Source organism: Microbulbifer mixtoriginis (SeqCode), from assembly GCF_052468275.1.
Window position 1 is genome coordinate 963,324 of sequence record NZ_CP174341.1, and the last position, 12,749, is coordinate 976,072.

Annotated in this window: 12 protein-coding genes; 2 read left to right on the top strand and 10 right to left on the bottom strand. The window is 55.3% G+C overall.

What is annotated here, in order from left to right; genetic code table 11:
* Window positions 1-81 precede the first annotated feature (81 nt).
* From ACJJIC_RS04350 to ACJJIC_RS04395, 10 genes are all read right to left on the bottom strand, one after another.
* Entirely contained in the window at window positions 82-2,238 is a 2,157-nt protein-coding gene (locus tag ACJJIC_RS04350; RefSeq protein ID WP_445356520.1) for a TonB-dependent copper receptor, read from the bottom strand.
* Window positions 2,239-2,474: 236 nt separating this feature from the next.
* The gene (locus tag ACJJIC_RS04355) at window positions 2,475-2,924 is read right to left on the bottom strand and encodes a hypothetical protein (RefSeq protein WP_444910743.1); all 450 of its coding nucleotides are present in this window, start codon (window positions 2,922-2,924) and stop codon (window positions 2,475-2,477) included.
* Window positions 2,925-3,092: 168 nt separating this feature from the next.
* Complete coding sequence (locus tag ACJJIC_RS04360) at window positions 3,093-3,710, bottom strand: 2OG-Fe(II) oxygenase (RefSeq protein WP_444910742.1); 618 nt, start codon at window positions 3,708-3,710, stop codon at window positions 3,093-3,095.
* A 111-nt stretch (window positions 3,711-3,821) separates the two neighbouring features.
* Window positions 3,822-5,219, bottom strand: coding sequence for a DUF58 domain-containing protein (locus ACJJIC_RS04365; RefSeq protein ID WP_444910741.1), 1,398 nt, complete (start codon window positions 5,217-5,219; stop codon window positions 3,822-3,824).
* Window positions 5,216-6,220 (bottom strand): AAA family ATPase, encoded by a 1,005-nt coding sequence (locus ACJJIC_RS04370; RefSeq protein WP_444910740.1) that lies wholly within the window; start codon window positions 6,218-6,220, stop codon window positions 5,216-5,218. The genes ACJJIC_RS04365 and ACJJIC_RS04370 overlap by 4 nt, the downstream gene beginning before the upstream one ends.
* Window positions 6,217-7,524 (bottom strand): DUF4350 domain-containing protein, encoded by a 1,308-nt coding sequence (locus tag ACJJIC_RS04375; protein WP_444910739.1) that lies wholly within the window; start codon window positions 7,522-7,524, stop codon window positions 6,217-6,219. The genes ACJJIC_RS04370 and ACJJIC_RS04375 overlap by 4 nt, the downstream gene beginning before the upstream one ends.
* A complete protein-coding gene (locus tag ACJJIC_RS04380) occupies window positions 7,514-9,109 on the bottom strand; it encodes a DUF4129 domain-containing protein (protein WP_444910738.1) in 1,596 nt (531 codons plus the stop codon). Before ACJJIC_RS04380 ends, ACJJIC_RS04375 begins: the two co-directional genes overlap by 11 nt.
* Window positions 9,099-10,070 (bottom strand): stage II sporulation protein M, encoded by a 972-nt coding sequence (locus tag ACJJIC_RS04385; protein ID WP_444910737.1) that lies wholly within the window; start codon window positions 10,068-10,070, stop codon window positions 9,099-9,101. Before ACJJIC_RS04385 ends, ACJJIC_RS04380 begins: the two co-directional genes overlap by 11 nt.
* 6 nt (window positions 10,071-10,076) lie before the next feature.
* Entirely contained in the window at window positions 10,077-10,760 is a 684-nt protein-coding gene (locus ACJJIC_RS04390; RefSeq protein ID WP_444910736.1) for an RDD family protein, read from the bottom strand.
* A 29-nt stretch (window positions 10,761-10,789) separates the two neighbouring features.
* On the bottom strand, window positions 10,790-11,533 hold the full coding sequence (locus ACJJIC_RS04395; RefSeq protein ID WP_444910735.1) for a hypothetical protein: 744 nt from the start codon (window positions 11,531-11,533) through the stop codon (window positions 10,790-10,792).
* Window positions 11,534-11,703: 170 nt separating this feature from the next.
* Here ACJJIC_RS04395 and ACJJIC_RS04400 point away from each other — a divergent pair, with 170 nt between their 5' ends.
* Window positions 11,704-12,321 (top strand): DUF2939 domain-containing protein, encoded by a 618-nt coding sequence (locus ACJJIC_RS04400; RefSeq protein WP_444899588.1) that lies wholly within the window; start codon window positions 11,704-11,706, stop codon window positions 12,319-12,321.
* Between the two features lie 2 nt (window positions 12,322-12,323).
* On the top strand, window positions 12,324-12,701 hold the full coding sequence (locus ACJJIC_RS04405) for a DUF2237 family protein (RefSeq protein WP_444910734.1): 378 nt from the start codon (window positions 12,324-12,326) through the stop codon (window positions 12,699-12,701).
* Window positions 12,702-12,749 lie beyond the last annotated feature (48 nt).

Genomic DNA, 12,749 nt, shown 5'->3' on the forward strand with positions numbered 1-12,749 from the left:
ATGTTAAGCGGAAAATTTAAGGTGTTTCCCGCTTAACATACTATGTCCGGCTTTTCAGACCAGTTAATTAGTCATCGTGTTTTAAATACGGTAAATGGTTTTTATCCATAAAGTCCTACCGGGTTCATTAACCCTATCCAACTGTGGGAAGTTGGGAATTTCCGCACCTGCACGGCTGATATGTTCTGCATAGGTTTCATCTAGTAAGTTATCGACCCCTGCAGTGAATAGCAGCCGCTGGCTTGGGCGCCAACCTGCGTTAATTGACAGTACGTCGGCGGAATCTGTGGGCCCAAAGTCCTGTCCGATAATGTTACCCTTACCGATATCGACGCGATCCTGGCTGGCAATAGCCCGCCACAGAATACCCGCCGACCACTGAGCTTGCTCATAGTGCAGCCCCAGGCGTGTTTCCAGTGGGGGCAGTTGGGCCAGGGTGGTATTGTCTGTGTCGTTGGCACCACGCACTGAAGTGACCGTAAATTCGGTGCGCCAGTTTTCGTTTAATTGATAGCTGGCATCTAGTTCTAGTCCCCAGGTGCGCGCCTGAATATTGCGAATTACCGCAGCGGTACGCTTATCCCCAGGCTCCCCCATATCCATTGCATTGCCCATCGAGGGCATGGTGCCCATGCCTGACATCACCGCAGCCTTCTGGTAATCATTCTGTACTAACAGGTAGTCGCGGACATCACTGGCGAAAGCGGAAATACTGGCAGACAATTTTTCAGTGCGATAGATAGTGCCGATATCCAGTTGACTGGTTTTTTCTGACTCTATATTGAGTGCGCTATAGGAATCTGCTGCTTCGCGGGAAAATATTTCCCAGTAATCCGGGAAGCGCTCACTGTAGCCAAGCCCGGCGTAGAGGGTGGCAGAGCTCGTGGAGGTACTTGGCAGCGCCAATTCATAGCGTATAAAACCGCTGGGCAGTTGTTCTGAGCGGCTCTCACCAGCGGTGGGGTTATCGACCGAGGACATCATCGATAACGAAATTGTCTCGCGCAGGTCGCGCACTTCCCAGTCATCCAGTCTGGCGCCGGCGATCCAGCGTTGATCCGGAGCGAATTGCCAGCTGGCTTCAGAGAAAATGCCCAGTTGGGAAAATTCCGCATCCGTATTCCAGTTGCGCTGGCGGTAATCAACCATCGTCTGGTTCATGCTCATGCGTCCGCGGTGACGGTTTTCCCAGGTATCCAGGCCTGCTGTCAGCTCAAAGTTATCCGCAGGGCTCAGCTGCAGACTCAGCTTGGCACCAATGGTTTCGCTGTCTAAATTCATGACGACTGGATTGGCAGCCATTCCCGAGGGATTACGCAGGCTGTAATTATCCATGATGTGATCGACATAGTTGTAATAGATCTGCACTTCGATGGTATTCAGCAGAGCGCCGATATTGCTGCGCCGGTATTTGGCTTTGTAGCTCTCGCGTGCAAATTTACTGCCATCTACTCCACGGTCGGCATAGGCCGCTTCGGCATCGCTAAAAGCTGTTTCGAATTCCAGGCGGCTGTCATCATCGGGGGTCCAGGCCAGATTGGCTTTGCCACTCCAGCGCTCGTAGCCGGAGTGCACCCGATTGCCGTCTCCATCCTCATAATCATCCGCAGAGGCAGAGGTTGCCGAACCGCGCAGGGAAAATTCTGGGGTTTTGTACGCCAGGTCAAAGAGCCCGTCTTTTCGATCGGCACTGCCGCCAAGCAGGCTCGCATGCATATCCCATTCGGGTTCGCTCGGGCGCTCCCGTTGTTGGTTGAACAGCACTACCCCGGCGGAATTGCCCGGTCCGTGAGTGACGCTCTGGGGGCCTTTAATCACCTCTATTTCGTCGAGGCTTTCGGGGAAAATATAGGCGGTAGGTGGGTCCATACGGCCGGGGCAGCCACCCATAAGAGACTCACCATCCAATAACATGCCCAGGCGCGAGCCCCCCATACCGCGCAACAGCGGATCGCCACTGGTGCCGCCTTTGCGCACCACGGAAAAGCCGGGAATGGTTTTTAGGTAATCGGCGCCGTCGTTAGCCGGTAGGGGTTGTCGAGGCATTTTCGGGTCCGTCAGTAGGTTGAGCGGCAGTTCGGTTTTTACTCCGGTGACCACCATCTGCTCCATTTCCCCCTCTTTTTTTTCATTTCCCTCACTGGCCATTAGGGAAAATGGAAAGGTGCAACCAGCAATAATTGCCAGGCTCAGTGGTGTGTGTAATGGCTTTTTCTTTTGGAGTTTAACTTTTCGCATTGTGACTTATCCGTTTCTGGGCCGAAGGTCAGGCACGGCCATGGGGAGCGCGGTAAAAATAGCGCGCACGGGTTTATTCCCGCCGGCTAAGCAGCGGGAATTCCAGTTTTTTTAGTGAAGCGGGTCTACGGCTGTTGCAATATCCCAACCAGAAAAATTACCGGCAAAGGTAGTGCAGCGAAGCGCAGAAACAGGCCTCGACTATTTAGTTTTTGAAAAATAAGAAAACCGAGGTTTTAAACTGGAGGGGCGCGGATAAGGGGGCGGCTGTAGTATAAAGAAAGAGCGGTGTTAATGCCGTTGCTGAAAAGGGGGAGAATATTCCCCTCACTGGCGAAATGCAGGTCTAATGCAGGTACATGGACAAGACTGGCAGCGGCGGAAAAATTACAGTGATTGTCGGCAAAAGAATGCGCGGTCAGTGCATCGTGGTTGTGTCCACTGTGCTCACTATGCCCACTACCATGGCTGTGATGATGGTCCTGAGTCTGGCTGGCCAGGGCATTTAATAACAGAGCGCTGCGGCTGTCGCCGTGGCAAAAATCGTAGGGGGTGCCCGCAGAAAAAGCGGCGGGCATAAACCCTGCGGGAACCAAACCACGGGCACTGAGAAACACCAGTAAAAGCAGCAGTGCCTGCCACTGTGGCAGGTGAGGGCGGTTTTTACGGGTGCGCGGGCGACTCATAAATAAGGTTCTTGAAGTTACCGGGATAGACTTAATAAATTCCCGAAGGCAAGTGGCAACAGATTACCCGCTGGCTGTAAAAAGTGCCACTATCGATAACAAATTTTTCTGTTTGCAAGTTAATTAATTTGTACAGTCGCATTCGGATAAAACTATTATCCGATTTTTTTAACGCAAAAGAGATTTTAAGCGTGCGCTGATGCCATGAAAAAACTGATGTTTTTTCTTCGCTTTATCACCGCTTAAAAAATTGATTTGGATCGCCTGTCGTTTGCCGACAAAACTGGGGTAACCATGCCAACAATTATCCGTTACCTTAAAGGCCACCAGAGAGCCTGGTCCCGGTAGTAGTTCATCACTGTAGTCGTCCAGGCTCTTGCCGCTGCGCAGGATACGCAGGCGTCCAGTGGGCGCAGACCAGTCGTTGTTCAGATAGATCAATACGGTAATGAGTTTGGTTTTGGAGTCCGTATGGATACGCCCATCTTTGGCTCGGGAGTATCCGCGCAGGGTGGCCATCATCGGTTTATCAGATAGATCCAGCGCAAATTTTTCACCGAGAATACTTCGCACCTCTGTGCTGCCAAATTGTTCGACAAAACTGCGCAGGCGTTCCGAAGTTTTGACATCCTCGATATTGAAGCTGCCGCCTTTGTCTAGAGGAGGGAAGTCTGCGATCAGGGCGCTGGCCTCATCGGAGGCCAGGGAGTGCTCTAGGTAGAAATGGGGGAAAGGGGAAGTCTTTACTTCGGCACTGCTGAGTCGCTCGATAGTGATTTGGGACATGGTCAATTTAAGCTCCCTATACTGTGGGATTATTTTTTTAGGACATCGTTAACATCACTCTTCGGTTACCTCTTACATCAAATACTTTGAATTCCCGGCTTTCATTACCGGTTAGATTTTGCCGCTGCGTTTCAAACGCCAGTAGGCTTCCACCAGCGCCTGGTGCAAAAGCTCCGGACGGGAATCCACCACTAGTACATTACAGGCTTGTAACTGTTGCAATAGGCGCGCACGGCGACGAAGAAAATCCCGTGCGGCTGCGCCTTCGACGGCCTCGGAAAAATCCCCGATAGGCTTTTGTGCCATTCGGTCTACGGCGGTCTCCCGCAGGCTCGCCACCATCACTAAGTGATTGCGAGTGAGCAGCCGCACTGCGGTGAGCAGTTCGCTGCTGTCTTCATCGCGCAGGTTGGTAATTAGGATCACCAGTGCGCGGCGCTTGTGGGCACCCAGCAGTTGCTGGGCGGCGCCGCTGTAGTCCGCGCTGCCAGTGCCGGAGTGCAGATCGTAGACATTGTTTAGCAACAGGTTGATAGCGCTCTCACCCTTTACCGGTGGCAGTTGCCCGCCAGAGCTGTCCTGTGCGGCGGCGAAGGCCTGCAGACCCACGGCGTCGCCCTGCTTTATCGCCACATAGGCGGATAGCAGCAAGCCATTGAGGGCATGATCAAAGTGACTCAGTTCGCCATCTTTGGCGCGCATGCGCCGACCGCAGTCGAGCATATAAATAATTTCCTGATCGCGCTCGTCCTGGTATTCACGGCTGATCAGTTTGTGCAGGCGTGAACTAGCGCGCCAGTCTACCTGGCGCTGGCTGTCGCCCTGGCGGTATTCGCGCAGCTGGCGAAAATCCATGCCTTCGCCGCGGCGCTGCTGCTGATGCAGGCCGAGGTGGCGCAGGGTCTGCTCGGTGGAGAGCGCCTGCAGGGAGGAGATACCGAGAAAGTTGGGGTAGACCTTCACGGTTTGCTCACTGCCGAGCCATACACGGGTCTGCCACAGACCCCAGGGAGAGTCGGCGAGGACTTCGATTCGGCCGAATTCGGCACTGCCACGGCGGTGTGGCACCAGGGTGTACTCAATGGCAACTTCCTGATCTGGCTCCAGCCGCGCCTGGCGCGGTAACCCGCTGCTGCCCAGTTGTTGCGGCACACTGTCGCACACCGATAGTGTGAGGCTGCGCTGGCCGCGATTGTGCAATTTCAATCGCGCACTGTTGCGCACGCCCAGGGCCAAATTACCGGGCAGTTTGCGTTCGCCCTCCAGGCCCAGAACCCTGCGGCCGGTGAGGAAATCCAGCAGGGCCGCGCCGATTAACAGCGCGCCAGCGGTCCACCAGAGGGTCTGCAGCAGCTGTGCGGATTGAGGCAGCCAGATACGTGCAGCACTCACCGCCAGAGCGGCCAGGCACCAGTAACCGAGTAGTTTCACCAGGCGGCGGCTGGGGCCTGCTCGCCCGAGACTGGACTTTGTGCTCGGAACTTCAGTGGCGACGGCGCTTTGTGTCACAGTCGCGGCGCCTCGACGCTATCGATAATCATGGCCAGGGCGCTGTCGGTGGTCTCGCCGTCGATTTCCATATCCGGGGACAGGCTCACACGGTGACGCATGACCGGGGTCGCCATGGCTTTGATATCGTCTGGCAGGACAAACTCGCGCCCCTGCAGCAGGGCGCTGGCGCGCGCTGCCTGCAACAGGCCGATACTGGCGCGGGGACCCGCCGGGCTGCGCAGCTGGTTGGCTTCACGGGTGGCACGCACCAGGCGCACGGCGTAGTCCAATACCTGCTGGTCCAGGGCTACTTGGGGCACCAGGGCCTGCAGTTGCTGCAACTGCTCCACGGTTATCTCACCGGCAGCTTTCTCCCGCAGGTGTTTCTCTATGCGGCCGCTGCTGGCAGCAGCGGCCAGTTGCAATTCGGCTTCCAGGCTGGGGTAGTCGATCAGAACCTTAAGTAGGAAGCGGTCCAGCTCTGCCTCTGGCAGTGGGTAGGTGCCTTCTTGCTCGATGGGGTTCTGAGTGGCCAGCACCATAAAGGGGCTGGGTACGGCAAAGGCCTTGCCGTCGATAGTGACCTGCTTCTCCTGCATCACCTCGAGCAGGGCCGCCTGGGTCTTGGCCGGGGCGCGGTTGATTTCATCTGCCAGGAGTAGATTGGTAAACACCGGGCCACGGCGCACTTCGAAGCGGCTCTCGCCCATGTTGTACATGGCATGGCCGGTCACGTCAGCTGGCATCAGGTCCGGGGTGAATTGGATGCGGCGGAAGTGACCGCCAAAGCAGCTGGCCAGGGTGCGCACCAACAGGGTTTTGCCAAGGCCGGGTACGCCTTCCAGCAATACGTGGCCGGAAGCCAGCAAGGCCACCAACACCTGTTCGACGACCTGCTCCTGACCGATCAGCAGGCGGTTGATATTGTTGCGTAGCAGTTGCAGTTGGGCTGAGGCAGCCTGCCAGTCCGGTGCCTCGGTGTGGGTTTTTGGTTCTGGGTTCAGGGTGGTATCACTCATAGGGCTGCCTCTATACGCTGCAGATTGCGCATTTGTTCGGTAAAGGTTTCTTCGCTGGTCGCCGATGTGCCCCAAAGGCAGGCGACCAGTTTGGTTTCACTGAGGCCGGTGGCATCACTGAGGTGCTGGCACAGTTTGCGCTTGGTCTTGGCGTTGGCGTCCGCAGCGCCGAGCCGGCGCAGCAGCTCTTCGCGCTGGCCGCGCAGTAACCGTTCGCACTGGTCGTCGCGCCAGTAGTAGTGGCCGCAGGCGGAGATATGCTCCAAGAGTGAGCGCCGGGCAATCTCAGGCGGAGGTTGCAACGGGCCAAAGCGGCGCGCACGTAGAACCAGCCAGCCGAGCAAGGCGAGTAGGCCGGAGATAAAAAACTCAGAAGCGTACTTTTTCGCTAAAAAACCCAGGGAGTCGAAACGAGGGCGGGTCAGAAAGACGAAATCGCCACTTCCGGCCAAAAGCTGCAGGAAATAGGCGTGGTCGAAATGGCCGATGCGGTGGGATTGCCAGATAGTGTTATCGGTCAGCAGGGTGATAACCCCTTGACCCCGCTCAAATTGCATAAAAGGCACGGCTTCGTCTTCGCGCCATACCTTGGCGAAGAATACCGGTGCGCCCTCAGCGCTGCTGTTATCGATCCCCTCGTGATAGAGCAGTTGGCCTGCGTCGAAATGTAATTGAATCTCAGCCCCACCGGCGGTAGGCAGAGTGATCAAGTCTTCCGGTTCAACATCTGGGTTGCGGGGTTTTTTCTTTTTGGTCTCGGCCTGCTCTTCGGCTTCGTCGATTTTGCGATTGTATTCGCGCATGGCCTCACCGGGGCTCTGCTCCGGGCTCAGTTCGGCATCTTCGCCCAACAGTGGCTGCAGGGGATGCTCAAAGCGATATTCCTCGTGGCCTTCTACGATGGAGACACCCAGGTTTTCCAGCAGCCAGTCGCGTTCGGCACTGCCTCCTTTCTCGGAATCGAACCCTGCAGTACGTGCCACTACGATGGCGTGCCCCCCGCTTTCCACCCATTGCAGTAGCTCCTCAACCCGCTGGGAGTTGTAAGCTTGGCTGGAGTTAGCGATAAACAGAGTCGCATTTGGGGACAGCCCATTCAGGACGGAGATATTTTCTGCCTGGCGCGGTTCCAGCCCTACTTGCGCCAAGTAGTGCTCGGCCGCCAGAAACAGATTACGCCGCGCCTCAGGCCCCCAACCGCGATCCTTTTCTTCTGTGTAGCGTTCAAAAAAGGTGAGAAATAACCATACCAGTGCCGCACAGAGCAGCAGGGCGAAGCCAATTACTAGACGTTTAACGGTCATTGCCGAACACCTCCTGCCACTGTTGGCACAGGCCGCCCAGCTGCTCATCGGCGGGGGGGCGATGAGCATAGGCCAGCTGTTGCCAACTGCCGGTGAGTTGCTGCACAAACTGGCTCAGTGGGGCGCTGACTGGGCGCAGCGCTTCCTGTGGTGATCGCTGGCGCTGGCTTACCAGCTGGGCACACTCGCTTTCGGTAAGGTGGTCGCCAAACTGGAACTGGAAATCCTCAATTAAATGGGACAGGGTGGAACGATACAGGAGGCCGAGACCGGCGCGTTGATCGCCGGTCCGCCACAGGCGCATTACTTCCGCACATACGTCGTCGGGCAGGCTGGACTGACGTACATCGAGTCCGAACAGGGTTTCTAGCGCTACCGGTTTTGTTTTCGGTTTGTGTTGCCAGCGCAAGCTGTTGAGGATGGCTTCGCGGTGGCGCCACCCCAGATAGAGCAAGCCGGCAATCACGCCAATCCACAGTAGTAACTCAATGGGCTTGGCGAGCAGTGCTCCCCAGTTGATGTCTGAGGAATCATCAGCCTCCTGAGAGTTTTGCATAAGCCATTTGAATAGCCATTCGAATAGCTCAATGATCCACTCGGGAATTTTTCCTCGCTCTTCTTCAATTTTTTTCAGGCGCCAGCCGCTCTCCTGCTCAATGCTGTGAAAATCCTCTCCGGCGAGAATCTCGTCAATGTGTTGTTGCGCTTGAGCTGGGGTTTGCAACGTTTCCGCATAGGCCTGTGGCGCCGGTGCCAAGGAGGTGCCGGCCAGGACGCACAGTAACAACATGGTGGCTAGGTGGGAGGTGCTAGTGACGGTCTTTTTACCAGCCCGCTGAGCGTCTCGGTAGCGCTCGACCAAATCGCGGAATTGAATCTCGATATCCCAGCCTTCCAGCTCGATGCGCCGGCCGATATACAGGCAAAAGCCGCTGACGATATAAAACGGCGCCACCGCCGCCATAATAAGTAAACAGAGAATATTGGATGCCCATTCCAGCGCCAGGGTCTCCCCGCGAATCAGTGGAATCCATTGGATATTTGCCACAATCTGCTCGGGAATAAACAGATAAATCAAGATAAAGGCTGCGATGAGGAAGAAGGATTCCAGGTGAATACCAGTCAAGGTCAGCCAGGTGGCCGCACCGGAGTGTTTGCGGTGCAATACACTGATACGCGCGCTACGAGCCGTGCCTTTGGATTGCTCCAGTACAGTGACCGGCATATCAAAAGAGCGGGTCGGGCTCAGGCGACGGAGGGTGATCCAGGCGAGCCAGTCGGTGCGGTTGTGGCGGAAAAACTCTTTGAGTGCTGCCAGTGCAGATACCGGTGCGCCGAACAGAGTGCGGCTGATCATGAACAGCGGCAGGCGGTCAAACACCGGTTTTAACCACCAGAGAGCGAACAGTGACCAGCCGGGATGAGCCGGGAAGAACCAGGCTAAGGCACCCAGTACCAAAGCTGCCGGCAACAACCAGACCAGAAACATCGGCAGCCAGTGCTTGCGTGCCAGGGCGACACCCAGATCGATGGATTCCCAGGGTGAGCGCAGGCGTGCCCTTACCGCCATATTTTTAATTTGCATGGCTGGAATCCCCGCGCCCAGCCAGGGCGAAGTAAGCGAATACCAGCAGCCACAGCAGGGCGCCGAAACCTAACTTCATTGTTATGGGCGTGGTAGCGCTGGAGGACCAGAAGGCTTCGAGGAAGGCGGCGATCACCAGCATCAGGAAAGTGCCGTACATGATTTTCATGGCCTCGACACTGGCCAGGCGCAGTGCCACAGAACGGCGGTGTTGTCCCGGCTCTACCAGCGAGCGCCCTAACAACAGGCCAGCGGCGCCGGCCAGTACTATGGCGGTCAGCTCAAAGGCGCCGTGGCCGATCACAAAAGGGTAAAACGTGGAGACAAATCCCACTCGCGTGATATGCCCAAAAGCCGCACCGATAAATAGCCCATTAAAGACCAGGAAAAAGATGGAGCCGAGTCCGAACAATATGCCCCCGGCAAAAGTTCGGAAAGCAATGCCGATATTGTTCTTGATATAGAAGCCAAACATGGCCAGATCGGTATCGGAGCCGCGCTCGCGCCCCAGCACGCGGTTGCCGGGATCGTACATTGACTCCAAGGATAATACGTCTCCTGGCGACATCACCGCATAAATCAGTGCGTCGTTATTGTAGGTGCCGATGCCCATCACTAGGGCGGGCAGTAAAAACAGTGCCGTTGCCAACAACACTACGCGGCCATTGGCGCGCACCGCCTGGGGAAATCCGGCCAACAGATAGTGCAGCCAACCTTTGCGGCGCAGAGTTTGCTGGCGGTAAACCCGGTGGTGGGCCGCTGTAACCAGCTTGTTGAGGTGGTCGATCAGGCGGCTGGTATATTGACGCTCTTTGGCCACCGCCAGTTGCTGACACAGCTCCCGGTAGACGACCGGAAGATCCAGGGCGCTCGCCTGCGTGCTTTTGCTATCGCTTTTCAGCCAGGCTTCCAGCTGTGCCCAGCTGTCGCGGTAGCGATTCTCAAAATCTCTCTGTCTCATAACCCCTCAGCCCCTGCCGCCCAATAACCAACTACCTACAGAGCGCAGGTATTCCAGTGCAGCGCTATCTCTCTTCTCGGTAACGGGTTCGAGCAAATTGGCCAGCTCTTGTTGGCGCGCTTCGCTCAGGTCTTCGTGGCGTTCCAGTAAACTGATCAGGGCCAGCTGGTCCTGTTGTTTGAAATTGCGCGGTGGTGGAAGAGGCGTTGTATCCGGCAGGGCTACAGGCACCTTGTCCTCGTCCTTGTAGATCACCAGGGTACCGGCGGCCAAGTCACCGAGACGCTGGAAGTGTCGCCCGAGGGTCATGGCAATAACGCCGGTGGCGTAAGCGAAAGGGAGAAAGTCGGCAAAGCGCAAAAGGTTGCGCACTATGGAAGCACCCCAGGAGATGGGGGTGAGATTGTCGTTGACTACCACCAGGCCGAAGGCCTTCTTACCCGGTGTCTGGCCGCCGCGCAGCACTTCAAAAAACACCGGGTAGAACCACTCCAGTAGGAAGGAGCAGACCAGCCAGATTCCTATACCGGCGGCTTCGGCAAAGGCCAAACCTATACCCAGAGCGGTCAGTATTAGGGTGCGGTAAAACACATCCACGGCAAAGGCGAGGATGCGCGGCACAGGCCCTGCAGCCCGTGCACGCAGATCGATACCCTCAGGGGTTTCGACGTTGTAGGTGGTATCCAGCAAGCGACCACTCCTGTTGAGTAATCAATAAATCAAGCTTTGCTAGAGCTGCCGAACACTTGGCGATAAGCGATACCGTAGGCCACGGACATCAATGGCAGAGCAAAAATCAAGCCGATTAAGAAAGCAAAGCTTCCTACCAAATAAATAGCGATGAGTAGAATCAAGAAACCGAAGAAGGTGAACCAGTTGTGAGTAATTGCCTTGCGCGAGGCCTCCATAGCCTGCCAAGCCCCCATATTTTGATCGACAATTAGTGGCAGAGCCATAATGTAGGCAACCATTAGGTAAACGCCTGGAATGATAAAGAGGGTGTAGCCTATAGAGATCAGTATGTAGGTCAGAATAGATACGAGTCCCAGGGGGATGATTTTATCGAAGTAGGCAAACACTTCGGTCCCGGTCGCTTTTTCTCCTCGTGCAATCTTAATTCCCGTCATGGCCATACCTGCCATTAGAGGAGCACACAGCGCCACTAATGCCATAGGGCCTACAAGAGTCAAAAGTAGGAATGATCCAATATCAAAGGCGCCTAATAATGAGAGGCCAAAGAGCGAGAACAGTATGAACGCTAATGCAAAAACACCCACAAAATAGAGTATCAGGCCAATCCAGATGGTGCCGAGGTTGTTTAGGGAGAGTTTCCAGCCCTCGCTGATGGCATCGCCAATTGAAAAGGAATAATCTCCGGCAAGCCCCTTTTCAACAGAACCAAAGTCATTACTCTCTTCCCTGCCGGCCAATTCTGCCTGGGGGGCCTGATAAATATCACTCATCCTGTTTGTTTTCCTTATTAAAAGTTAGCGGATTGGGATGTGCAGAGCCTTGATGACGAATATCGCACAGGCGCGTTGTGGGAACAATGCCACGCCAGTACAGCGGCAAATTAGGTGATGAATCTTTCTCAGCATAAAATTCCCCTTAGACGTAAAGAGGAAAGGTAATAATGAAGAAATTTCTATGGGCGGGGGCTGTGATAATAATGGTTATCACAGCTGGATATGTGGCACTGCCCTTTTATGCAATGGAACAGCTGCAGCGTGCGGCGCAAATGGCGGGTGCGCAAGAGCCAGAAAAAAGGCGAGAGAGCATCGATACTCTGGAACGCTACGTAGACTTTCCGGTATTACGTGACAATTTAAGAGTCCGTTTACAGGAACAGCTGCGCTCTTCTATAGGCAATTCAATTCCACAGGAATTTGATGAGCTACTAACCGCCGGTGCGAATTTTGTCATGGGGCCATTAATGCAACAGTTTGTAACCCCAGAGGGGGTCGCAGCCCTGTTGCGTGGCGGTGAGGACTTACAGGGGATGGAACGAAAGTTGTTTGGCCAGGACACAGCACCCCAGGCAGATTCCTATCCGCAGACCCGGCAAGATTCTGAAGAAAAGCCTGAGAGCAGTTGGAGACGTCTCAAATGGCGTTTTACCGATATTAACCACCTGAGTGCGGATTACGGGGAGGCCAACCGGGCAGAACTGCGGTTGATTATGCAGCGCAATGGGCTGCATTGGCAGCTGGTGGATATCGAATTACTCAATGGCACCGAGGGGGAAGGCTGATAATGGAGATGGATAGTTCGGTTAATGTGTTTGGCGATGCACTTATTCCCTGCAGCCTGGCACCAATGACCGGTTTTTTTCGCGACGGCTGCTGCAACACCTGCCAAGAGGATCAAGGCTCCCACACGGTTTGTGTGGAAGTAAATGATGAGTTCTTGGCATTTTCCCGCAGCCGTGGCAACGACCTGAGTACGCCGATTGAGGAGTACGGGTTTCCGGGGTTGGCTCCGGGAGACCGCTGGTGCCTGTGCGCCGCCCGCTGGTTGGAGGCCCAGCAGCAGGATAGGGCACCGAGAGTTTTTTTACAGCGTACCCATGTGAAAGCTCTAGAGATAGTACCTCTACAGCTACTGCGACAATACGCTGCAGATTTGAATTAATCAGTGCGGAAGAGAAATTGGCACAGCGAGCAAGCTGTAAAGGGTTGC